This is a genomic window from Marinobacter bohaiensis, from assembly GCF_003258515.1.
In the GTDB taxonomy this organism is placed as follows: Bacteria; Pseudomonadota; Gammaproteobacteria; order Pseudomonadales; family Oleiphilaceae; genus Marinobacter_A; species Marinobacter_A bohaiensis.
Map to the genome: position 1 here is coordinate 248,204 of NZ_QGEH01000002.1, position 22,849 is coordinate 271,052.

At 65.4% G+C, this 22,849-nt stretch carries 22 protein-coding genes; 7 read left to right on the forward strand and 15 right to left on the reverse strand.

Annotation, left to right across the window (positions count from 1 at the left end; translation table 11 throughout):
• Window positions 1–188: 188 nt before the first annotated feature.
• Entirely contained in the window at window positions 189–590 is a 402-nt protein-coding gene (locus tag DKK67_RS13840; protein ID WP_111497083.1) for an NINE protein, read from the reverse strand.
• 95 nt (window positions 591–685) lie between these two features.
• On the reverse strand, window positions 686–1,792 hold the full coding sequence (locus DKK67_RS13845) for a helix-turn-helix transcriptional regulator (RefSeq protein ID WP_111497084.1): 1,107 nt from the start codon (window positions 1,790–1,792) through the stop codon (window positions 686–688).
• Between the two features lie 306 nt (window positions 1,793–2,098).
• On the opposite strand from DKK67_RS13845, the gene DKK67_RS13850 reads away from it, so the two are divergent.
• Window positions 2,099–2,989, forward strand: coding sequence for a metal-dependent hydrolase (locus DKK67_RS13850; RefSeq protein WP_111497085.1), 891 nt, complete (start codon window positions 2,099–2,101; stop codon window positions 2,987–2,989).
• 385 nt (window positions 2,990–3,374) lie between these two features.
• Window positions 3,375–3,950 (forward strand): DJ-1/PfpI family protein, encoded by a 576-nt coding sequence (locus DKK67_RS13855; protein ID WP_111497086.1) that lies wholly within the window; start codon window positions 3,375–3,377, stop codon window positions 3,948–3,950.
• 36 nt (window positions 3,951–3,986) lie between these two features.
• On the opposite strand, the gene DKK67_RS13860 is transcribed toward DKK67_RS13855, so the two are convergent.
• Window positions 3,987–4,802 (reverse strand): SDR family NAD(P)-dependent oxidoreductase, encoded by an 816-nt coding sequence (locus tag DKK67_RS13860; RefSeq protein WP_111497087.1) that lies wholly within the window; start codon window positions 4,800–4,802, stop codon window positions 3,987–3,989.
• A gap of 204 nt (window positions 4,803–5,006) precedes the next feature.
• On the opposite strand from DKK67_RS13860, the gene DKK67_RS13865 reads away from it, so the two are divergent.
• Both DKK67_RS13865 and DKK67_RS13870 read left to right on the forward strand, forming a co-directional pair.
• Window positions 5,007–5,438, forward strand: coding sequence for an NUDIX hydrolase (locus DKK67_RS13865; RefSeq protein ID WP_111497088.1), 432 nt, complete (start codon window positions 5,007–5,009; stop codon window positions 5,436–5,438).
• Window positions 5,439–5,490: 52 nt separating this feature from the next.
• Window positions 5,491–6,870: an MATE family efflux transporter gene (locus DKK67_RS13870; RefSeq protein WP_111497089.1), complete on the forward strand. Its 1,380-nt coding sequence runs from the start codon at window positions 5,491–5,493 to the stop codon at window positions 6,868–6,870.
• Here DKK67_RS13870 and DKK67_RS13875 read toward each other — a convergent pair.
• The 10 genes from DKK67_RS13875 to DKK67_RS13920 all read right to left on the reverse strand — a co-directional run bounded on the left by DKK67_RS13875 (window position 6,849) and on the right by DKK67_RS13920 (window position 18,803).
• Window positions 6,849–7,628 carry an ABC transporter ATP-binding protein gene (locus DKK67_RS13875; RefSeq protein ID WP_111497090.1) on the reverse strand — a complete coding sequence of 260 codons (780 nt, stop codon included), beginning with the start codon at window positions 7,626–7,628 and terminating at the stop codon, window positions 6,849–6,851. The two genes, DKK67_RS13870 and DKK67_RS13875, sit on opposite strands and share 22 nt — an antisense overlap.
• Window positions 7,625–8,707 (reverse strand): FecCD family ABC transporter permease, encoded by a 1,083-nt coding sequence (locus tag DKK67_RS13880; protein ID WP_111497091.1) that lies wholly within the window; start codon window positions 8,705–8,707, stop codon window positions 7,625–7,627. The genes DKK67_RS13875 and DKK67_RS13880 overlap by 4 nt, the downstream gene beginning before the upstream one ends.
• Window positions 8,704–9,861: an ABC transporter substrate-binding protein gene (locus DKK67_RS13885; protein ID WP_111497092.1), complete on the reverse strand. Its 1,158-nt coding sequence runs from the start codon at window positions 9,859–9,861 to the stop codon at window positions 8,704–8,706. Before DKK67_RS13885 ends, DKK67_RS13880 begins: the two co-directional genes overlap by 4 nt.
• The gene (locus DKK67_RS13890; protein ID WP_111497093.1) at window positions 9,861–11,834 is read right to left on the reverse strand and encodes a TonB-dependent receptor domain-containing protein; all 1,974 of its coding nucleotides are present in this window, start codon (window positions 11,832–11,834) and stop codon (window positions 9,861–9,863) included. Before DKK67_RS13890 ends, DKK67_RS13885 begins: the two co-directional genes overlap by 1 nt.
• A gap of 86 nt (window positions 11,835–11,920) precedes the next feature.
• Complete coding sequence (locus DKK67_RS13895; protein ID WP_111497094.1) at window positions 11,921–13,279, reverse strand: sensor histidine kinase; 1,359 nt, start codon at window positions 13,277–13,279, stop codon at window positions 11,921–11,923.
• A complete protein-coding gene (locus DKK67_RS13900) occupies window positions 13,276–13,980 on the reverse strand; it encodes a response regulator transcription factor (protein ID WP_111497095.1) in 705 nt (234 codons plus the stop codon). Before DKK67_RS13900 ends, DKK67_RS13895 begins: the two co-directional genes overlap by 4 nt.
• Before the next feature lie 199 nt (window positions 13,981–14,179).
• Window positions 14,180–14,752 carry an ATP-dependent zinc protease family protein gene (locus DKK67_RS13905; protein WP_111497096.1) on the reverse strand — a complete coding sequence of 191 codons (573 nt, stop codon included), beginning with the start codon at window positions 14,750–14,752 and terminating at the stop codon, window positions 14,180–14,182.
• Between the two features lie 138 nt (window positions 14,753–14,890).
• Complete coding sequence (locus DKK67_RS13910) at window positions 14,891–15,943, reverse strand: AraC family transcriptional regulator (RefSeq protein ID WP_111497097.1); 1,053 nt, start codon at window positions 15,941–15,943, stop codon at window positions 14,891–14,893.
• Between the two features lie 130 nt (window positions 15,944–16,073).
• Window positions 16,074–16,988, reverse strand: coding sequence for an alpha/beta fold hydrolase (locus tag DKK67_RS13915; protein ID WP_111497098.1), 915 nt, complete (start codon window positions 16,986–16,988; stop codon window positions 16,074–16,076).
• Between the two features lie 105 nt (window positions 16,989–17,093).
• Window positions 17,094–18,803, reverse strand: a complete 1,710-nt coding sequence (locus DKK67_RS13920; RefSeq protein ID WP_111497099.1) for an ExeM/NucH family extracellular endonuclease — start codon at window positions 18,801–18,803, stop codon at window positions 17,094–17,096.
• 179 nt (window positions 18,804–18,982) lie between these two features.
• Here DKK67_RS13920 and DKK67_RS13925 point away from each other — a divergent pair, with 179 nt between their 5' ends.
• Complete coding sequence (locus DKK67_RS13925) at window positions 18,983–19,390, forward strand: hypothetical protein (protein WP_111497100.1); 408 nt, start codon at window positions 18,983–18,985, stop codon at window positions 19,388–19,390.
• A 30-nt stretch (window positions 19,391–19,420) separates the two neighbouring features.
• Here the strand turns inward: DKK67_RS13925 and DKK67_RS13930 are convergent, their stop codons facing one another.
• Window positions 19,421–20,284 carry a helix-turn-helix transcriptional regulator gene (locus DKK67_RS13930; RefSeq protein WP_111497269.1) on the reverse strand — a complete coding sequence of 288 codons (864 nt, stop codon included), beginning with the start codon at window positions 20,282–20,284 and terminating at the stop codon, window positions 19,421–19,423.
• 342 nt (window positions 20,285–20,626) lie between these two features.
• Between DKK67_RS13930 and DKK67_RS13935 the strand changes: the two genes are divergently transcribed.
• Window positions 20,627–21,949, forward strand: coding sequence for an MFS transporter (locus tag DKK67_RS13935; protein ID WP_111497101.1), 1,323 nt, complete (start codon window positions 20,627–20,629; stop codon window positions 21,947–21,949).
• A gap of 12 nt (window positions 21,950–21,961) precedes the next feature.
• Here the strand turns inward: DKK67_RS13935 and DKK67_RS13940 are convergent, their stop codons facing one another.
• A complete protein-coding gene (locus DKK67_RS13940; RefSeq protein ID WP_111497102.1) occupies window positions 21,962–22,165 on the reverse strand; it encodes a DUF3565 domain-containing protein in 204 nt (67 codons plus the stop codon).
• A 213-nt stretch (window positions 22,166–22,378) separates the two neighbouring features.
• Between DKK67_RS13940 and slyA the strand changes: the two genes are divergently transcribed.
• The gene (gene slyA / locus DKK67_RS13945) at window positions 22,379–22,810 is read left to right on the forward strand and encodes a transcriptional regulator SlyA (protein ID WP_111497103.1); all 432 of its coding nucleotides are present in this window, start codon (window positions 22,379–22,381) and stop codon (window positions 22,808–22,810) included.
• The last annotated feature ends 39 nt before the right edge of the window (window positions 22,811–22,849 follow it).

Consider the following 22,849-nt stretch of genomic DNA (forward strand, 5'->3'; position numbering starts at 1 on the left):
CCCTGGCAATCGATGGCCGGTGGGATTCGGTCCAGCCTCTCAGGCCCATACGCCAGGCAGCGCGGGCCGGACTACCGGCGCTTCCGACAAGCGTGGCAGCAAGCCGCGCGGGCCTACAGAAAAGTTAGACTATGCAAGCAACAGACAGCAACGATGGGAACGGCGGACGCCGTTCCCGGAAGAATGAATCAGTCGAAGATGGAGGCGTTCTTGACCGACACCTGGTCGTTCAGCGTCCAGAAATCGTAGAGCACGCCGATCAGGAACAGACCGCCGGTCAGGAGGTAGATGACGCCGGTGATCCACTTGCCCATGTACATGCGGTGCACTCCGAACACACCCAGGAAGGTGAGCAGGATCCAGGCGATGTTGTAGCTGGTGTCGCCGCCGCGGAAACGGAAATCCGCTTCCCGATCCATCGCGGGAATCAGGAACAGGTCGATGATCCAGCCGATGAAGAACAGCCCCAGGGTGAAGAACCAGATGGTCCCGGTGACCGGCTTGCCGTAGTAGAAACGGTGGGAGCCCAGAAAGCCGAACAACCAGAGCAGGTATCCGATGGTTTTGCTGTGCGTATCCGTTTGCGCCATGCAATCGTCTCCAGACCGGGTTAAGTGGCCGCGCTATCCAAACACGATTCCGGACAGGGGGCCAGCCATGTTATCCAACCCTCCGAGACCGTCGTTCAGGGCCCGAGTTCCGGGGCCGGGTCGGGACCGTCCTCGCGGAATTCACTGGCGGACTTGCCCGTCCACTTACGAAAGGCGCGGCTGAAGTTGGAGAGATCAGCATAACCCAGTTCATAGGCGATTTCGCTAATCGACTGATTCGTGTAGCGCAGTAGCTGGATGGCGCGGTCCTTGAGCACGGCTTCGACGATTTCCCGGTAGGTGGTGTCACGATCCGCCAGTCGCCGCTTGAGGGTCCGTGACGACACGCAGAAACGCTCGGCCATGGCCTCCAGCGACGGCAGCGGGCCGGGCATCACGTGCAGCATGTTGCGGATGGCGATGACGATGTCGCCCTGCTCCCGCAGGGCCTTCTGCAGCTCGAACTCGCACTGGCTGCGGGCCATATCCGAGGCGTCGGCGTCGGCCAGGCGCATGCGGATATCGAGGAAATCCTTGGGGAAGATCAGCATCTCCGCGTCCGCGCTGTAGTCGAAGCGGATCGGCAGCTGCGGGGCAAATGCGCGGTAATAGGCCGGCTCGGCACAGGACAGGCGGGCGGACACGCCGGGCAGCTTGCCGTTGCGCAGCTCGAACCCCAGCTCTTCGCCACTGGCGTGATCCACCAGTTGCTCCGCCAGCAGCACCAGCGTCGCCATCACCGTTTCCGCCAGGAAGTGGTACAGGGACGGCACCTCGAACTCGGCCTTGAGCTGGACCAGGACGTGCTCGCCGGTGTCCCGCATCACCAGGCTGAGGAACGGCGCCCGCAACTGCAGGTAGCGGCGCACCGAGTCCAGCGCGCCGCCCACCGTGGGACTGGTCAGCGCGGCGAAACCCAGGGTGCCGTGGATGGTGACCCGCAGCTCCCGCGCCAGGGCGAAGCTCAGCCCCTTGTCGCCGGCCAGCGCCACCGCCCGGTCCGCCATGATGACGGCGTCGGTGACGAACACCCGGCTGTCCGCGGCCTGCAGATCGGCGCGGGCGAAGCTCAGACCCTCGTACAGCGGGCGGTCGTCGAAGCCGAGCCGCCGGACGGTATCGCCCAGCACCCGCAGGTAAACGCCGGGCAGCAGGAACAGGCCCAGCATCTGGCGTTCTTTATCCGCACTTCCCTTGACCATCCGCTTTACCTTCGCGATTCACCGGCCACCTCAGTATGAAGCGTCCTGTCCAAGGGCATGCTACCAGAAGCCCACGGCCCCCATTATTTGGCGTAGCGCCCGCCAATCCTGTCGTTGCGGTCAATCGAGGGCCGCAAAACGACGGCCCTGTCCCATCATCCACGACCGGCGTCCCGTTTACGCATGGCCTGGAACGCTTGCCCCACCCACACTGGATCCATCACAACGAGGCGTGCGCCAACCATCATCAACAACGGCACGCGCCCCCGCGAAAAGCGCCCCGAGGTACGGCGCACAGGAGGATCCATGTTGAGAACAGCCAACGCGAAAAAAGACATTACCCGCAAACCCGAGCACGTGGACATCAAGCCCCAGCGCATGGGCTTTGAGTTCAACGACAAGGTGCCCCGCTACTGGCTCGACAACAGCCCGTTCCTGAGCCACATGATGAACGCACTGTCGGTGCTGTTCCCCCAGGGTGAGCAGTATTTCGTGGATGCCGTCCGCTATTACCGGGATCAGATCAACGATCCGACCCTGAAGAAGGAAGTGCAGGGCTTCATCGGCCAGGAAGCGATGCACTCGCTGGAACACATCGCCATGAACCAGCACGTGCGCGACCAGGATATGCCGGTCGAGGACATGGAGCGCCACCTGAAAGTGCTGCTGACCGGCTTCGGCAAACGTCTGCCCAAGCGTCACCAGCTGGCCATCACCTGCGCCCTGGAGCACATGACCGCGATGATGGCGGACATGCTGCTGGAGCGGGACGACGTGCGCGAGGACATGCACGAGACCATGCGCCCACTGTGGGTCTGGCACGCCATCGAGGAAACCGAGCACAAGGCGGTGACCTACGACGTTTTCCAGCAGGTGGGCGGCACCTATCTGGAGCGCGCTTTCTACCAGATCCTCAGCACCGCGTTGCTGGGCGTGATGACCACCTACTTCACCGCCCGCATGATGTGGAACGACAAGCGCAACATCTCGCTGACCGATGTGGGCAAGGGCCTGTGGCGCATGTGGGGCGTCGGGGGCGTGTTCTCCAGCCTGGCGCCGACCTGGCTGGAGTACTTCAAGCCCGGCTTCCACCCCTGGCAGCACGACAACAGCGAGCTGATCGCCGAGTTCAAGAGCGAGATCGCCGAACACGTTGCCCCGCAGTACCGCAACGGCAACCGCCGTACCCTGCAGTAATCCCTTCACGTCTGGCCCCGAGCCCGCTCCGGCGGGCTTTTTTTGTTGATTCACTCATGTCGGCGAAACCAGGGCCGGATCGAGTCGAAGAGGTACCAGCGCTTCCGTCATCCCAGATGGTCGTCCCTGACCAACTGGGATGAACCGGAACGTCACTGTCCCTGCTCCAGCGCTGATACCCCTTCGACTCACGCCACCACTCAAAGACGCGTCTTCAGACCGGGATGACATCGCCCTGGTTCGCCCCCGATTTGTCGTCAGTCGACGCCCGGGATTTGTGGACGTCCTCTTTCTCCAATCCTTCATTTGACAGAACCCCGCTTTGGGTGAAGGTTTAGAGGGGCATCCGGAACCATTCCGAATCCGGCAAAGGAGGGAATCGAACATGAAACGACTGCTCATGCTGGTCGGCGATTACGTCGAGGATTACGAAGTGATGGTGCCCTTCCAGGCGCTGATGGCCGTGGGCTATGAAGTGCACGCCGTGTGCCCGGACAAGAAATCCGGCGAGTCGGTGCGCACCGCCATCCACGACTTCGAGGGCGACCAGACCTACTCGGAAAAACCGGGCCACAACTTCGCCCTCAACGCCACCTTCGCCGCCATCAACCTGGACGACTACGACGGCCTGGTGGTGCCCGGCGGCCGGGCGCCGGAATACCTGCGCCTGAACGACGCCGTGCTCAAGGCGGTGAAGCACTTTGCCGACGCCGACAAACCCATTGCCGCCATCTGCCACGGCGCCCAGTTGCTGGCCGCCGCCGGGGTGCTCGACGGCAAGCGGTGCTCGGCCTACCCGGCCTGCGCGCCGGAAGTCACGGCCGCCGGCGGGCAATTCCAGTCCATCGAAGTGAACGAAGCCCACGTGGACGGCAAGCTGGTGACGGCACCGGCCTGGCCGGCGCATCCCGCCTGGATTGCGAAATTCATGGAGGTGATGGGCGCGAAAATCACGCTGTAGCGCTATTCGGGGCCGGCAGGGCCGGCCCCGACGCGGTCACACGTACAGGTTCTTGCGGGAGAAGCGCGACACCAGCGGCTGATAGGCCGCGCCCAGCAGCCGGTTGAGGGCTTCGATGCCCCACGCGTCCGGGCCGACGAGAATGCGCGACTCGTCCTTCTCGATGCCGCGCACGATGATGTCCGCCGCTTTTTCCGGCGTGGTCATCGCCAGCTTGTCGAAGCCCTTGCGCTGGGCGTCGGCGTTCTCCGACTTGCCCATCCGCGCGGCACGGGCGATGTTGGTCTTGATGCCACCAGGATGCACACAGCTCACCTGCACCGGCTGCTCCTCCAGCGCCATCTCCTGGCGTAGCGCCTCGGTAAAGCCGCGCACCGCGAACTTGGCGGCGTTGTAGGCGCTCTGCTTGGGCACGCCGATCAGGCCGAACACGCTGGAGACGTTGACCACATGGCCGTCACCGGAGGCAATCAGGTGCGGCAGGAAGGCGCGGGTGCCGTGGGCCACACCCCAGAAATCGATGTCCATCACCCATTTGAAATCGTCGTCGGTCATCTCCCGTACCGACGCCGACAGCGCCACGCCGGCGTTGTTGATCACCAGGTTAACCTGGCCGAAATCCCGGGCCACCGCCTCGGCATGGGCGTAGACCGCGTCCCGGTCCGACACGTCCAGCCGGTAGGTCTTCACCTCCACCGAGTCGCAGGCTTCGGCGGTCTCCCGCAAGCCGCTCTCGTTCACGTCCGACAGCGCCAACCGGCACCCCTTGGCGGCAAGCTTGGTGGCCAGGGCCCGGCCGATGCCGGATCCGGCGCCGGTGACCACGGCGACTTTATTGCGCAGTTCTTTCATGGCTGATCCTCACAGGTGGGAACCGGTTTACCGAACGATTTCGGACCGCGGCTCTTGAAGTAAAGCACCTTCTTTAACCCGCACTGTATCAGCGGGAAAACCAGCGCCAATGGCAGGAAAGGACACCATGCCCGGGCACCCCGGCCACCCTGTTCCGACGCACCCGGAGTGCTAGACTGGCGGTCGCCAACCGGAGGAGCCGCCATGCATCATCCCATCCCTGCCGTGATCGCCATCCTGCAACACGACGACCGTTTCCTGCTGGTACGCCGGCGCAACGAACCGGACGCCGGGCTGTGGGGCCACGCCGGCGGCAAGGTGGAATGGGGCGAGGATCTGGACGCGGCGGCGCTGCGGGAACTGCGCGAGGAAACCGGCATCAGGGCCGAAGTGGCCGGACGGCTGGCGCCGCTGGACTGCCTGAGCGGCACGGCGCCGGAGCACCATTTCATCCTCTGCCCGGTAGTGTGTCGCTATCAGGCCGGAGACCCGGTGGCGGGGGACGACGCCGACGCGGTGGGGTGGTTCTCACTGGCGGCGATGCGCCGGGACCCGGCACGCTTCAGCCGGGATGTGATCGGGATCTGTGGGCAGGCGCAGGCGCTGACCGCTTCGTCGCCGTTGGGGGCCATGTGAATTTCACCCGCACGGCCCGCCCCACGCCACGCCTTCACCAACGGAAAAACTGATGCCGACATCGCCCACCAACCCTGTTCTGTCCGGCCCCATCTGGCCAGTATTCTGGCGCTACACCATTCCGTCGATGGCGGGCCTGCTGGCGCTGACCACCGCCAATATCGTGGACGGCCTGTTCATCGGCAACTTCGCCGGCGACCGGGCCCTGGCGGCCCTGAACCTGTTGATCCCGTATTTCACCCTGCTGTTCGGTCTGGCACTGATGCTTGCGATCGGCGGCAGCGTACGGGCAGGCCGCGAGCTGGGGCGAGGCCATACGCAACAGGCCTCGGCCCTGTTCAGCCAGTGCCTGACGGCCATCCTCGTCATCAGCCTGGGCGCGGCGGTGCTGTGCCTCGCCTTCCACCCAGTGATCTTCCGCGCGCTGGGTGCGGAACCCGCGCTGTTCGGGCTGATGGCGGACTACTTCCTGGTGATCATCTGGGTGCTCGTGTTGCAGTTGGTGACTCTGGTGCTCTATTACTTCGTGCGTCTGGATGGCTTTCCCGAGCTGGCCACCGCAGCACTGGTGGTCGGGGCCGGCGCCAATATCCTGCTGGATGCCTGGTTCGTCGGTCTGCTCGACCTCGGGCTCACCGGCGCCGCCTGGGCCACGGGGCTGGCCCAGTTACTGCAAACCCTGGTTCTGGCGCGCTATTTCCTCGACCGCCGTCGGAAACTGCGGCTGCGCTGGGTCACCCGCGGCTGGATCGAACTGCTGCGGGCGGCGGGCAACGGCCTGTCGGAATGGATCAACGAGGTGTCGGTGGGCGTGGTGCTCCTGCTTCTGAACTGGTTGCTGATGCTTGAACATGGCGCCACCGGCGTGGCGGCGTTCACCGTAGTGAACTACCTGATCTTCCTCAGCCTGATGCTGGCCTACGGCATCGCCGACGCCATGCACGTGCTGGTCAGCCAGAATTTCGGCGCCGGCAACCACCAGCGTATCCGCCGCTTCATGAGTTGCGGCGCGACCGCGCTTATGGGGCTGGCGGCGATCCTGCTCTACGGCCTCGGGTTTCATGGCGAACGCCTGGTGGACAGTTTCCTCAACGAGGCCGACCAGACCCGTCGCCTGGCGGGCGTGTTCCTGTCGGTGCTGTGGCCGTTGTTCATCGTCAACGGTCTGAACGTGCTGATCTCGGTCTACCTGACCGCCATGCATCGCCCGGTCACCTCGGCGTTGGTCGCGCTGTCGCGCAGCCTGGTGTTTCCAGCGCTGTTGTTGCTGCTGATCAATCGCCTCGCGCCGGACTGGCCCCTCGTCGTGGCACTGCCCCTATCGGAGTGGTTGACGTTCCTGCTCGCCGGCAGCCTGTTCCTGGCCCTCAGCCCGCGGCGGGCGATACTCAGGGCCGGCGAGCGACGCGTTCAGCCGGTAGACAGCGCCTGATCCGCCAGCACGATGGGGTGGCCGCGGGAGCAGCGCTCGATCCGCGCCTCAATGCCGTAAGCGCTGGCCAGCAACTCCGGTGTGAGGATCACTTCCGGCGCCCCCATGGCGATGCGCCCGGACGGCGTCAGCACCAGCAACTGATCGCAGAACCGCAGCGCCAGGTTGAGATCGTGACTGGCCACCAGGGCAATCGCTCCCTGTGCGTCTGCAGCCTCCCGTACCGCGCTCAGCACGTTCAGCTGCCAGCGCAGATCCAGGGCGCTGGTCGGCTCGTCGAGCAGCAGCAACGGAGTGCGTCGCACAAGAACCTGGGCCAGTCCCACCATCTGTCTCTGGCCGCCGGACATTTCCGACAGCCGCCGCAGCGCCAGGTGACGAATACCCAGTCGGTCGAACACAGCTTCAATAGCCGCCTCCGTGTCGGCATTCGTCCAGCTCCCCAGGGCCGAGCGGCAGGCGCTAAACACGGTTTCGTAGGCCACCAGCGGCACCGCCTGGGGCAGTGTCTGGGGCAGGTAGCCCAGGCGCCGCACGCGCTCGGGCCGGGGCATCGCCGTCAGCGACTCGCCGGTCAACTCGACGCGCCCCGCAACCGGCAGCAGGCCGGCGATCGAACGCAGCAACGTGGACTTACCCACGGCGTTGGGCCCTACCACGGACACCAGCGACCCGGCCGGCACCGGCGGCAGCGTCAGCCCCTCAAACACCGGTCGACCGCGGTAGCCCACCGTCACCCCATCCAGCAGCAGGCTCACAGGGCACGCTCCCGGCTGCGCCCCAGGATCAAGCCGATAAACAGCGGAATCCCCACCAGCGCGGTGACGATCCCCGCCGGCAGGATCACGCCCGGCACCAGCGTCTTGCTGGCGATGGACGCCAACGACAGCAACAGCGCACCGGCCAGGGCGCTGCCCGGCAGCAGGAAGCGATGATCCTCCCCCAGCAGCAGTCGCGCGATGTGCGGCGCCACCAGTCCCACGAACCCGATCTCACCGACGAAGGCCAGAGCCGCCGCGGTGAGCAGGCTCACTCTCATGAGCACCACCAGCCGCATGCGCTCCACCGGCACACCGAGGCTACGGGCCTGGTCCTCGCCGCTGCGCAGCAGCGTCATGGCCCAGGCACCTCGGAGCGAGAACGGCAGGCACAGAGCGAACACCACGGCCACCACCGCCACTTTTTCCAGGGACGCCCGCGCCAGACTGCCCATGGTCCAGAACACGATCTGCTGCACCGATTCCGCGTCCGCCACGAACTGGATCAGCCCCACCAGGGCATTGATGCCGAACAGCAGAGCGATGCCGAACAGCACCACCGTGTGCACCGACGCGCCCAGCGTGCGCGACAGCACCAGGATCAGCAGGGAGGCGGCGGCCGCAAACACGAACGCCGCCAGCGGCAACAGCAGGTTGGCACCCAGCCCCAGCAGCGACAGGTTGAACACGATCACCAGCGAGGCCCCCAGCGTCGCGGCGGCGCCGACCCCGAGAGTGAACGGACTCGCCAGGGGGTTGTTGAGCACGGTCTGCATTTCCGCGCCGGCCAGCCCCAAGCTTGCGCCCACGATCACCGCCATCAGCGCGTAGGGCACCCGCAGATCCCAGATGATTACCCGGGTGCCGGGGTCCAGCGCGTCGGGCTGCCAGAGACCGGCGATCACGTCACCCAGGCCCAGCCCGGCGGGGCCGGCGGTGAGATCCAGCAGGAAGGTCAGCCCGGTGCCCAGCGTCAGTAGCAGCAGACACAGCACCCGAAGTCGCACAAACCGCCGGTAGCGACCGGCCAGCGTGCCGGGGGCGTCCACCGGCGGCGAAGCGGTATGGCCCCGTGTCATGGTGTCCCGTCCAGTGCGATCCAGAAAGTGCCATCCAGTGCCACCGGCTGGAAACGCTCATAAAGTCGCGCCAGGGTGGCGTGAGGATCCAGGCCGGCGAAGCGGCGCGGATGAAACCAGCGCGCCATCGCCTGCACCGCCACCACGTTCAGCGGCGTGTTGTAGAAATGGTGCCAGACGGCGTAGGCCCGACCCTCTCGCACCGCCGTCAGCTCGGCGATGGCAGGTTGACGCGTGGCCGCCCCCAGCGACTGCCGCGCCACCGCTTCGGACACGCCGGTCCCCAAGGTCACGTAGGGAAACGCCGCACCGCTGCGGGTGCGCCGATCGGGCGTACCGATAGCGGTGGCCAGGTAGACGTCCGGCTGATGGGTCAGCAGGTACTCGGGGTTAAGGATGCCGGCAACGCCGGGCACCACCCCGGCCGCGACGTTGCGCCCGCCGGCGGCTTCCAGCAGGTGGCCAATCATGCCGTCGGCCATGGTCTCGCAGCAGTTGTCCAGCAGACCCACGCGGCTGTGCAGAAACACCCGCGGACGCGCGGACGCTGGTACCTCGGCCAGGGGTCCGGTCACCGCCGCCAGGGCCTCGCGCCAGAAGCGGTTGTATTCGGCGGCCCGCGCCTCACGGCCCAGGAGCTCTCCCAGCAGCGTCATGCTGCGCGGCGTATTGCGCAGTGGCTGTTGACGGAAATCCACGAACACCACCGCCACGCCGGCCGCCTCCAGTCGTTCGATCAGTTGGCGGTTATGGGCGCCAGGGCCGTGACCTTCCAGGCTGAAAATGGCCACATCCGCTTGCAGGCCGATGACGCTTTCCAGACTGAAGCTGTCCGCCGAGGCATGGCCGATCACCGGAATCTCCGCCAACGCCGGAAAACGGCGCCGATACTGCTGGTAGGCGGCGGGATCGGTCAGCTCGAAGTCGGGCAACATGCCGACGATGCGAGACATCACCCGCTCCCCTTCCAGGATGGCCAGGGCCGGAATGTAGCGGCTCTCCCCCAGAACGATGCGTTCGATCCGGTCGGGCACCGTGACCTGGCGCCCGGCCAGGTCGGTGACGTCCAGTGCCGCCGCCAGGCTGGTCCAGCAACCCAGTGCCAGAGCCAGCGCCCAGCGGACGAGATCAATGCGGTCAGGCACCCGGGGCATCAGAAGCGCATTGCAATGGACAGTCTGACGTCACGCCCGGGTTCGGGCAGGCCAACAATGCCGTCGTAGCCCGGCACGGACTGGTAGTCGGCGTTGCTGGCGTGATCGAGGTACTGCTTGTCGAACAGGTTCTTGACGGTCAGGTTCAGGCGCAGGTCTTCATTGCCGGTGGGCAGCCATTCCACGAACACATCGTTGACCCCGTAGCCAGGCTTGTCGATGGTACCCACGGACGTATCGACGCTGCTGATCCCCTCCACGAAGCGGCCCTGCCAGCCGAACAGCCATTGTGGGTTCAGCTGGTACTCCAGTTCCGCCACCCAGGTATCGCCGATGGTGTTGCCCAGGCCGTTGTGCTCATACACGGTCAACGGATCACCGTCGATCTCGGCGTCGTTGTGGTGGAAACTCAGGCCCACGAAAAGCGATTCCCAACGATAGCCGGTGCTGACCAGGTAGCCTTCGGATTCCAGGTCACCCACGTTCTGGTAGATGATCGGCCCGAACAGCGGGTCGGCGATGGCGTTGTCGATGCGCTGGCGATAGACCTCACCGGACAGGGTGAATCCGCCGAGTACGTAGTCAAAGCCCACCTCGGTGTTCGTCGCTTCCTCAGCTTCAAGATCCGGGTCGTTGCTGCTAGATTCCAGCTTGAAGGCGCCATGGGGCGTGGGCCCGCGGAACGCTTCGGCGTAGCCCGCCTTGAGGGTCAGGCCGTCGGTGACGCCCCAGGCCACGTTGACATTGGGGCTGACGCCTTCGTCGTCGAACGACTGGTCGTTGTTATCGTCCAGGGTGTAACGGTCGTAGCGCACGCCGGCGCTGAGCAGCACACTGTCGGTGACGGCGTAGTCGTCCTGCAGGTAGAAGCCCAGCACGGTGCCGGTCTCTTCCTCGGCTGTGCGATCGTCGGCGCCGCCGGCGTTGACCCTGTCGTCCCGATAATCGACGCCGTAGGTGACACTGTGGGCGCCGAGGCGAGACACATTGTGCACATCGCCGCCAATGCTGCGGCTGGAACCGAAGTAGCGCCCCCAACGGTCGGCCACGTTCTGCTCCACGTCGGATTCGGTGTGGTAGACCGTAGCATCCAGCTCCACCCAGGGATTGGCTTCCGGCGCGTAGGTGTAGTTGAGTGTGGCGGTGTCCCGTTCACCGTCCATGTCGTACAGGGAATTGAAACCACTGACGACCCACTGCGGGCGCTGCGGGCGTTCGCCTTCGTCGGTGCGCACTTCATAGCTCAGGCGCAGGGTCTGGTCCGCCGGCAACTCCCCGACGATTTTGGCGAAGCCAAGCTGCTGACGCTGTTCGGTGCCTTCAACCTCGTTGCCGTCGCCGTCCTCGTAGTTCTCGTGATCGCTCTGGGTTACCGAGACCATCGCGCTCCAGCGGTCGCTCAGGCGGCCGAACAGGTGGCCGCTGGCCTTGTAGCCGTCCGTGTTGGAGAATCCGCCGAACTTGAGCAGCGCCCCGGCCTGCTCCCCCGGGCGCAGCATGTCGGTGGGATCCTTGGTGACGAAACGGATGGAACCACCTAGGGCACCCGGCCCTTCGGTAGCGCGACCGGCGCCGGCATGAACGTCCACTTCCTTGAGTAATTCCGGCTCGATCGCCAGCCGGCCGTTGTGGTGGAACAGGCTGCCAGCCTGGGTTGCGCCATCAATGGACACGTTCAACTGGGAGTCCTCGAAGCCCCGCACGTAAACCTTCTGGGCGATCCCCAGGGCGCCGCCCACCGCCACGTCGGGCTGGCTGGCGAAAACATCCTCCAGATCGTCGGCCTGATAGCGCTCCAGGGTCTCGGCGGTGATCACCGCATCGGCCAGGGACTGTTGTTCCCCGATGACCTGAATCGGGTCAAGCTGGCGCGATTCGTCCTCTGTCGATTCGCTTTCCTGCGCCAGGGCCGGCGCAGCGAGAATGGCGGCAATGGCAACGGCAAGGCTATGACGAGCGGGCAAATGACTCACAATGACTCCCCTTCAAATGACAATGAATCATAAATGCGTCCGATTCTTGTTTAGAAAGGGCTCAATGTGAATAACTTTTACAACTGTTACGAATTCGATAGGTTCCGGTGACGCTCACGGGGCAGCCAAAGGGTGATGCGCAGCCCCCCGGAAGGACTGCACGATGCCCGGATAGAGCCGCCCGCCGCCTCCACCTGCCGGCAGGCCAATGCCAGACCCAGCCCGAAGCCCCGCCCCGGGACCGCGTTGGAGGCGCGGAAGAAGGGCGTGAAGATGCGCTCCCACTGGTCCTCCGGGAGGCCCGGCCCCTCGTCGTCCACATCGATGCGGTAGCCCCCGGACTCGGCCTGCAGGGTCACGCGGATGCCCGCCGCCTCCGGAGTATGGGTCAGAGCGTTGCGGATGACGTTCTCCAGGGCCTGGTCCAGCGCACGGGCACTGGTGCCCGAAACCGGCGCCTCGTCCGGCAGCCCGGCATCGACGCGGTGTCCGGGAAACTCGTAGCGGGCGTTGTCCAGCACGGCATCGAGCAGGTCGGTCAAGTCCAGGTCATCCTGGTCCAGGGTGGGTTTCTCATTCTCGAGCCAGGCCAGAGTCAGGGCGTCTTCCACCAGATTGCGCATCAGCAGGCACTCCTGGCGAATGCGAGGCAGGAAAAGACCGCTGTCCATCCCTTCCTCGGCGCAACTGACCGCCATTTCCACCCGGGTCAGGGGTGTGCGCAGCTCATGGGAGAGGTCGGCAATCAGCCGCCGCTGGCTCAGGATCAGTTCGCCGGTGCGTTCGGCCATGCGGTCGAAGGTCGCCGCCAGCGACGCCAGTTCGTCGTTGCGCGACCCCAGCAGAGCGCGCACGCGTACCCCGAGATTGCCTTCGGAAAACTGCCGGGTGGCGGCCTCCAACTGCTTCAACGGACCCACCAGGTGACGGTAGAGAACAACGCTGATGATCAGCAGGACGATCAGCGGCAGCCCCACCTTGATGGCCAGAATGATCTCCGGCAGATAGGTGCCCGGTCGCATGCGCTGGGGCAACGTGACGAGGAAATGGGTTTTGCCGTCGGCGAAGGTGACGTCCATGATCGGGTTGTCGGCAAAATACAGGTGGATCTTCCATTCCACGTGCCGCCCCAGACGGAAGCCTTCCAGGAACTGCTCGGACAGGTAGCTCCCCGCCACCGGCCGGATGTCGGAACGTACGACCGCCGCCCAGACGTCCTCGCGTCGTTGCAGGTCGTCCAGCCACCGGGCCAGCGCCGGCTCATCGCCGGCGACGTAGAGGGCTTCGGCGCGACGGCCCCAGCTCTGCAGGGTGACCTGGTGTTCCTCATCGATGAAGCTCATCGAGTGCTCGGTTTCCGAGCCTACGAGGGAGATGGTCCAGAACAGGGCCAGGGTGCCCAGGGTGATGATGCCACAGAGCTTCCACAACAGACGGCGATTCACTGAAAGCAATACCCCTTACCGTGCACGGTCTGCAGACGATCCGCTTCCATACCCGCCGCCACCAACTTGCGCCGCACCCGGCTCAGGTGCATGTCCAGGCTGCGATCGTAGCGGCTGAACTCCCGTTCCAGCACCAGCTGGTACAGGTAGGGTTTGCTCAGGGCCTCGCCCTGGTGTGCCGTCAGCACCCACAGCAGCCGGAACTGGATCGGCGTCAGCGCCACCGGTTTACCGGCAAACCGGACCGCCAGGGTCGAGCGGCACAATTCCAGGGGCCCAACGCTCAGCTGGCGCGGGTCCTCGCGCTGTTGCTGGACCCCGCTGACCCGCCGCAGCAGAGCCTGGATACGCAGCAGTAGCTCGGTGAAGTTGAACGGCTTGGACACGTAATCGTCGGCACCGCAACTGAAGCCACGGATGCGTTCTTCCTCGGCACCGCGCGCGGTCAGCATCATGACCGGCGTCTGGTGGGTCCGGCGTAGTCGATCCAGCAGATCATAGCCGTTCAGGCCCGGCAGCAGGACGTCCAGGAGGATCAGGTCGAATTTCTGGCCAACAGCGCAGGCTAGCCCCTGTTCCCCTTCGTGGCACTGTTCCGTTCGGTATCCCTTGCTCTGCAGCAAATGGGCGATCTGCCCGTTGAGCACGGAGTCGTCCTCAACCACCAGAATGCGGGCGTCGCCTGGTCTTGTTGTCAGCATTCAGTTTTCCGCCGACCGTGATCGGCTGAATCACGGCCTCTTAAAATTAATGAGAATTGTTATCATATGCGGAAATGAATCATCTTGGAACCGCCGTCGCCGGGGAGGCCTGGGCAGGTGCTTTCCGAAGAAGACGTGGCGGGGCCGGGGGGAAGACAACCGGGGCGCCAGAAGCTCGGCGCGCCGGTCATCGTACGGGTCAGTCGCCGGTACGCTCGGCGGCCAGCTCTTCCAGCGTCTGGTAGTCGCATTCCTCACCGGCCTCGAAGCTGTCGGAGGAACTCACCAGCACGTTGTCGGGCGCCATGAATCGGCGGCCAAGCAGTACGCCGTAATGGAAACGCCCGCGATCGGTCAGCGAAAACTGCGTTTCGTGGGTCTTGCCGGCGATGCAGAAATCCATGTTGACCACGTAGCGGCGCTGGGATTCGGCACCCTTGCGCTTGATCAGCACGGTGCGTTCCACCGGGCGCTCGAACTGCAACACCACGTGGGTGTCTTCGGCATCCTCGCTGTCCTTGTGGTCGTCCAGGGGCAGTTCGAAGCTGACCCAGTCCTCGCCGTCGCGCTCGAACGGCTCGACGTTCACCGCGTGCAGGGACGACGTCTTGGCCCCGGTATCCAGCCGCGCCTTGAGGCGGACGCCGCTGTCCTGCAGCACCACCCACTCGACAAAGCCGAGGGTTTCATAATCCGTGTCGTCGTCCGCTGAGGCCAGCGGAGTGAAGGCCGACAACAGGGCCGCCAGAATCAGACTCAATCCAGTTTTCATGCAGGCTCCTTGGTTACGACGTTCCATGGGGCCGGCGTCGACGCCGGTCCGTGATCAATGGCTCTGGATAATGCCAGAGCCACCGGCGCCGGACCACGGTCCTGACGGAAAGGTAATCGGCCGGCAAGGCGTGACCGCTCACCCGGGCGCGGAAACCACCTTGAGCGCCGCACGGCCGCTGCGGTAGGCGCTGGGGCTCATGCCGGTCCAGCGTTTGAAGGCGCGGGTGAAGTTGGCGGCGTCGGCGTAGCCCAGGGCATCGGCAATCTGGCTCAGGCTCATGCGGGTGTTCTGCAACAGCTCGCGGGCGCGCTCCAGGCGCACCTGGTCCACCAACTGCTGGAAGCTCACCGACTCTTCCTGCAAACGACGCTTGAGGGTGCGTTCGGACACGAACAGCGTGCCGGCCACGCGGCCCAGTTTGGGGGGAAACGGCTGGCTGGTCTCGATCACCCGCCTGACCCGGGCGTCGAAACCGACGTCCTCCCGGAGCTGTTCCAGCGCCCGTTCGCACTGGCGGCGGGAGGCCTCGGCCACCTGCTCGTCGCTGAAGCGGATCGGCGTGTCCAGGGCCGCGGACGGGATCAGGATGGCGTCGTCGTCGCAGTCGTAATGCACCGGCAACGGGATCTGGCGCCGGAAGCGCTGCATGTAGCCCGGCTCGCGGCCGCGCCGGTGCACGCAGGCACCGCGTATCGGATCGCCCAACAGCTGCAGCCCCATCATCACGCAGCCGAACACCATGGCGTCCATGATGAAGTTCTGCAGCGGCCCCAGATCGATGCCGCCCACCACCCGCAACGTGGTGGTGCCGCCATCGCTGCGACAGAAGATGCGCAGATGCGGCGCACGCAGGGACAGGAAACGCACCATCAGGTCCATGGCCTCCCCCAGGGTGCGGCTGTTCATCGCCGCCACACCCAGCGGGCCGTGCAGTGGCAGCCGCAGTTCCGCCGCCAGCATCACCCCCAGCCCCGGCTCGCCGCTCTCCACGATCGCCCGGGTCACGAATTCACTGGCCTGGGACAGGGACACGCGCACGTCGTCGCTGGCCAGGCATGCCGGGTCCAGCCCCACCTGGGCCAGCAGGGCCCGATCGTCGACACCCCGCCGGCGCAACAGCTCGGCGATGGTGTGCAGGTAGATGGCGGGCAGTCCTGGATCCTGAACCTGGGAAGCGACGGCGGGCATGAAGCGATTCCTCGACAAGTTGCATTATTGTAATAGTGCAATCGAGTATGACGCCTGTTTGGCCGCCAACCCATGACTTCAATGACGCGTCAACGGGATGAAGAGGCCAATCGCTGTGAAACGCGACGCCTCAATCGGCTTGCCGGGCCAGGAAATCCGCCAGGATGCGGTAGGATCGGCGCGGCCGTTCCAGCATCGGCAGGTGGCCGACGCCCGGCAGCACGTGCACTTCGGCGTGGGGCACACGATCGCGATACCAGTCGACGCAGCCCGGCAGGGTGATGCGGTCGCGGTCACCCCAGATCACCAGCAGCGGCGGCGTCTGCGGCCCCAGGCCGGTGACCGGTGCAAAGGGATCGTCCACCATGTCGGCGAACACGTGACGGTTCTGGCCGCTGCGGCGCAGCAGGTCCACACCAAGCAGGCCGAGCATGGCCACCCCAGCCACGCTGGGCGCGCCGTGGCTGACGCCGTTGAACATCCGGTAGAGGCCGGACCAGTCCTCCGGCAGCAGCAGGGTTGAATCGAACGTGGGCGGGCGCGTCAGGTCCACGTCGGCGCGGTGGGGAATCCCGGCGCTGTTCATGACGGTCAGGCTGGCGACGCGCTCACCAGCCTGCTCCGCCATCACGGTGGCGATGGCCGCCCCCATGGAGCTGCCCACCAGGTGAACCTGCCCCAGGCCGGCAGCGCCCAGCCATTGCCGCAGGCGGCGAGCCTGTTCCCGATAGCCGTACGCGGCGCCCACTTTGTACTCACTCTCACCGAAACCCGGAATGTCCAGCGCCAGCACGTGGCTGTCGCCCGGGAACATCGGCAACCAGGCGCTCCAGTTCTCCTTCATCGCCGCCAGGCCGTGCAACAGCACGATGGACGGCCGGTCCGGACGGCGTCGGCCGCGTTCCAGCCAGACCACGCGGTGCCCGTCCACCGTCGTCGAGCGGCGCCGGGCACGCTGCAGCCAGCGGTGGCCGGTGCGCGCCAGCGGCCAGGGGTTGGGCAGGCGGTAGGGCAATGCGGACAATCCGGAAACGTCGGCGGGCATGGCAGGCATCCTGTCGGTGACTTCGTGACTCAGAGTCTAACCGCAAAACGTGACGACCCAATGGCTGCCCGGTCATGCATCGACGGGCAACCGGGCAAGTGGTCGTCACAGCGTCAGGTCGAGGTACACGGGGTCGTGGTCGGACGCCCGCCAGGGGCCCTCGCTGTAGAGCCGTTCGGCGCGACCGGGCGGATGGTATTCCAGGTTGTAGTCGAGCGCCGGTGGCTCGTCGGCGTTAATGTGCCAGATGCCGCCACCGCTGACCCGATCCCGGGCCGACGCGTCCGCCAGGATGTAATCCAGCAGGCCCCGGGCTCCGAAATAGCGATAGCTGTAGCGTTGATCGCCGGCCAGGGGCGCGGGGCGCTGCAAACCGCCTGAGGCCAGCCGTTGCAAGGGCCTTTCACCGGCGTAGGTGTTCAAGTCCCCCAACACCAGCGTGCCCGCCAGGGACGACGGCTGAGGCCGCCGCGCCAGCCAGTCGAGCAGGGTCGTGGCCGAGGCCTCGCGAACCGGCGCGTAACAGCCTTCGCTTCCCTGCGCCTGGTTCGCTCCGCTGGCGTTGCGGCAGGAGCGTGACTTGAAATGGTTCACGACCACCCGGATGCGGCCCTGCCCGATTCGCCGAAAGTCCTGGAGCAACGGCGCGCGGCTGTAGCGCCCGAACACCCCGTCGGTCAGGCTGGCGGGCGATCCTGCCGGCTCGACCCGGTCGGCGCGAAAGACCAGGGCCACGCGAATGGCGTCGCCACCGGCGTCGGGCGCTCGCACGTAGTCCCAACCGTCGCCCAGGGCGCGAGTCAGGTCCGCCAGGGCGCTGTCGCGTCCGTGGCCGTCGTTCTCGATCTCCATCAGGCCCACGACGTCCGCGTGCAGCCCGAGGATGGCGCTGACCAGTTTGGCCCGCTGGCGCTCCATCTCGTCCAGGGTGTCGGCGCCACGAGCGGTGGGAAAGCCGCCACCGCGGCCGTCGCCGTTGAAGAAATTCAGCACGTTGAAGCTGGCCACCCGGATCGCGCCATCCGCCGGCGCTGGCGGGGCTGGCGGTCGCTCGTAGCCGCCCACCACCGCCGGCCAGCGATCCGGCTGGATCCGCCACTGGTCGTAGCGGAAATCGAGGATGCCCTGCACCGGCGCCAGGCGACTGCCGGCCCGCAGCGAACGCCCGGCACTCAGGCCGGGAACCGGCAACGGCAGGATGGCGGGATTCTGGGCCAGGCGCCGATCATCCAGCAGCAGTGTGTTGCGTTCGGAGCGGGCGCCGGGGTCCGGGAAGAACGCGTCCTGCGGCGCCAGGGAGACGATGCCGTAGCGCGCCAGGTCGTGGTTGTCGATCACCACCAGCGGATTGTCGAAACGCACCCGCATCGACTCGCGGGACTCAAGCGACGCCGGCAGCGGGAACGCCAGGGAAATCGCCGCCGGCAGTTCGCCACGGCCACACACGTCCAGGTCCCCGTTGGCCGCCATTTCGGTGAGACCGTAATACTCCTTGATGCGCCCGCGGACACGGACCCGTTCGCCCACGGCACCGGCCCGGGAGCGGGTGTAGATGTACAGGCCCTCAGAGGTGCGCGCGTCATGATCGCGGTCGGCGGCGGCGGACTCGAGGTAGAAGCCGCCCAGGCCATCCTCGCCACGCCCGTCGAGCGTGATAATGCCCTCGACCGTCACGGTGCGACCGGCCAGGGGCGATTCGTCGTCGCTTCCCTGAATGCTCGAAATCGGGGTAAAGCCGGTGCCGCACTGGGCGCTGGCAATCGCCGGCAGAAGGCCGGCCATGAGGGCAAACAGGCGACAGGCATTCCGGGTCATGGGTCCTCTGTGTCCTTGGTCCGCTGTATAGTGGGAAAAATCCAGCTCGCGAAACCCGCTGGAAACGCGGCGAGTGCGTTATTTTTCATAGGGTTTCACGAGCTGGAGTTTCCCCGACTCGGCCACGTCGTGCAACGCGGAGAGGGGGCAATGGGCCTATTGCCACAACGGAGAGATGGATGAGCATGACCGTCGGATGGATCGTGATCGCTTTCGCCGCCATCGGCACGCTGATGGTCGTCCAGGCGCGGCGCCGCAACCGCTCCATGGCTCAACTCCGGCGCGAGGGTTTTCAGCCGGCGCAAAGCTGGCGTTCGAATCTGGCGGTGGTGACCGAACAGGGGACCGACCGCTTCGCGGTGGTCTGGCCCGGCCATTACCGGGTGTTCCGGGCCCACCAGATCCGGCGCATCGACATCATCAGCCAGGAACGGGATGCCGGCCGGCAACAGCACAAGGTGCAGATCGAGCTGGACGATCCGGATCACCAGGCGATCGGCCTGGCCACACTCAACCGGCGTGACCGGGCGGAAAAGTGGGCGCGTGAGATCCGGGAGTGGCAGGCCTCCCATGCGGGAGAACGGTAGGGCGGCCCGGGACCGGCCGCAGGCGGAGGCTCAGAGCCAGGCGCCCAGGGCGTCGCGGTTGGCCAGCTCAAGCTGCTGGATCAGCGGGTCGCTGTGTGGCGTGTCACCACTCAGGCCGGCGAGGGCCAGCATGTAGCACACCAGCGCCGCGCGGGTGTCGATGCTCAGCTCGCCATCCACCATGGCGTAGTCGTTGGCGATGATCGCCTGCTGCTCGGGCGTAAGCCGCTGGTCCGGGCGCAGCACGATGTTCACGCGGGTGTTCCAGGCCTCGTCGTTGCGCGCCTTGTGGCGGCTGCGCTCGGGCAGCACCTGGGGCGTGCCGCGGAAACGGCTGAGCATGAAATCCCGGTATTCCCCATTGGCATCGCACCAGGCGCGCACATGCCAGCGCTGACCGCTGTAGATCAGGGTGTGAGGCTCGAGGATGCGCTTCTCGCCTTCCGGCTTGGTAAGCGAGAAATACTCCGCCTCCAGACGGCGTCCCTGGCGCGTGGCCAGCACGATCGGCCGCACCACTTCCGGCTCGGCCAGACGACGTGGCACGTGCAGGATCTCGGTGTTGGGCAGCCCCAGGTCGAGCGACTCGAAGGTCTCGCTCAGGGCGTGATCGCGGCCCAGCACTTCCAGGTATTCGTCGGAGCGCCCCTGGGTCACCGTCGGGCGAAACTGGTCCGCGGGCACATAGCCCTTGAGGTGGCGATCGTACTCGAGGTTGCCCGGCGCGACTTCACGCAGGTAGGTGTTGATGTCCTTGGAGGCCTGCTGACGGCCGATGCCAAAGGCATGGCAGATGTGGTTGGTCGTCAGTCGGCCTTCCCACAACGCGATGATTTCAATCAGGCGATAACGTAGGAGGAGATCCCAGCGAATGGGCCAATCCGTTTTCTTCATCATGTGGCGCTCTTTCTCAAACTGATTGAATTCCGATCAATCCGTAACCGGAGTCGATATGCTATCAGCTTCCCGACACGCCGCGTGTTACGGCACATTAATGTAAAATATCGTCAAACAATACCCTTCCAGTGTGTCGCTTTCCTGCGAAATCCACCACTTACAGTCAGGTAACATCCGCGCCATGATGGGCGCGATGCGGCTTGTATTGTTACCAGTACGCAGCCGCTACAGACGCTGCTATTGTGGGACACAGGATCCTGTACCACCGTTACGATCCAGCCTGTACCACTGTCACGAGCAAGAGGGTTGCGCCACCCTCTCAAGGAATGAGGAACCCTCATGACCCGCATGGTTGCATCGCTGTTTACCCTGATCCTGAGTACCCTGCTGCTGGTCGCCGGCAACGCCTTCCTGATGACGCTGCTGGGCATCCGCCTGGGCCTGGAAGCGGTCGACCCGGGCACCATCGGCCGAGTGCTGGCCTGCTATTCGGTGGGGTTTGTACTGGGCACCCTGTCGGTGCACCGGGTGATCGGGCGGGTCGGCCACATCCGTGCTTTCGCGGTGTTCGCCGCCATCACGGCGGTGGCCGCGCTGCTGTATCCGCTGGCCCTGTCGATGGCCCTATGGGCGGGGTTGCGGGTGCTGTCCGGTTTCGCCATGGCGGGCCTGCTGGTGGTGATCGAGAGCTGGTTCAGCAGCCGCGCCACCAGCAGCAACCGCGGCGCCCTGTTCGCGGTGTACCAGATTGTGTTCTTCATCTCCGTGGCCAGCGGCCAGCTGCTGGTGAACCTGGGGGATCCGGCGGATTTCCCGCTCTACACCCTGTCGGCGATCCTGCTGACCCTGGCGCTGATACCGCTGTCGCTGACACGCATGGACGCGCCGGTGGTGGTTGCCGCGGAGCGGATCTCAATCTTCCAACTGCTGCGCGAGTCCACCACCGGGGTCGCCGGCTCACTCACCTGCGGCCTGCTGATCGGCTCTTTCTACGCCCTGGGGCCGGTCTACGCCACGCTGATCGGACTGGATCTGGCGCGAACCTCGGCGTTCATGGCCACGGCCATCATTGCCGCCATGATCCTGGCCTGGCCCATGGGTATGATCTGCGATCGCTTCGACCGGCGCCGGGTGATGTTCACGCTGGCACTCGTTGCCGGCGTGGCGGCCTGTGTGGCCGCCTTCACCGGCATCCATCACCCGATCCTGCTGATCGGCGCCGTGGGCCTGTTCACCGGGCTGTCGGCGGCGCTCTATCCGATTGCCGTGGCCATTACCAACGACCGCATGGACGAACACCGCATTGTGGCCGCCAGCGCCACGCTACTGCTGAGCTACGGTCTGGGGAGTGTCATGGGCCCGCTGCTGATCTCGGAGCTGATCGGCCTGGCCGGACCGGGCGGGCTGTTCCTGGGCTGCGCCGGTTTCCTGGCGTTGCTGGCACTGATCGTGGGCTACTACATCTGGACCACTGAAGACATCCCGGTGGCCGAGCAGGAGACCTTCGTCACCACCATGCCCGAAGCCATGCCGGTACTGGCCGAGATGGACCCGCGCAACGAGGAGTTCCACGCCACCGAAGAGCCCCTGATGCCGGAGCCGGCGGCGCCGGAAAGCCGGCCGGCGGTGCCTATCGAGGAGGAAGCGACCGAGCCGCGCTGAGCCGTCGCCCGGTCACTCAGGCACCGGCTCAGCGCGGTCGCATTTCAGGCAATCCAGCCGGTCGCCCAGGTGTGCGCGGCGGCCCGCTTCGCTGGTCACCCAGGGGCGATTGATAAACGGCGGCCGGTGGCGCATGTGCTGCCCATGGCCGCAGTCAAGTCGCGCCACCCAATCCCCCTCATCATCACGGTAAAATGCCGTCACGTGTCGTTGCATGCACTCGTGTCCCGTTGCTCACCGCCGCCGATGCGGGTCTTGTCCGGAAGCACCGGACATCGCCCAGGCAAACTGGTTTTCGGTTTTCCCGCATACTAATTTTGTTCTCATATCTGTTTTCATTACAATATTTAGCAAACTATATGAGTAACCCGCCATTTCCGTACTGACCGGTGCCGGATGGCTTACTTTTCCAACGGTCGGAGACTTCCTATGAGAGACCAATTTCCCTTCGCTTTTGCCCGTGTCACCCGTCGCTGGCGCAAGCTGATGGACGAACGACTGAAAGACCTGGGCGTCACCCAGGCGCGCTGGACCACCATGGTCTACCTGCAGAAAGGTGGCGAAGGGCTCACCCAGCGCGAGCTGGCCAACCTGATGGCGATCGAGAATCCCACGCTGGTGCGTCTGCTGGACAGCCTGGAAAGCCAGGGCCTGATCGAGCGTCGTCCCTGCCAGAAAGACCGCCGCGCCCGCCGCCTGCATCTGACCCCGGCCGGTGAAGACTTCATGGAAGACCTCAACAACCGCGCCGAGCAGCTGCGCGAGGACATGCTGGAAGGTCTCACCGACGAAGACCTGGAACACACCATCCGCATCTTCGACCGCATTATGGCCAACGCCGAGCGTCTGCAGAAACACTGACGACGCCGACTGTACACCCGCTCCCGGTATCCGATCGGA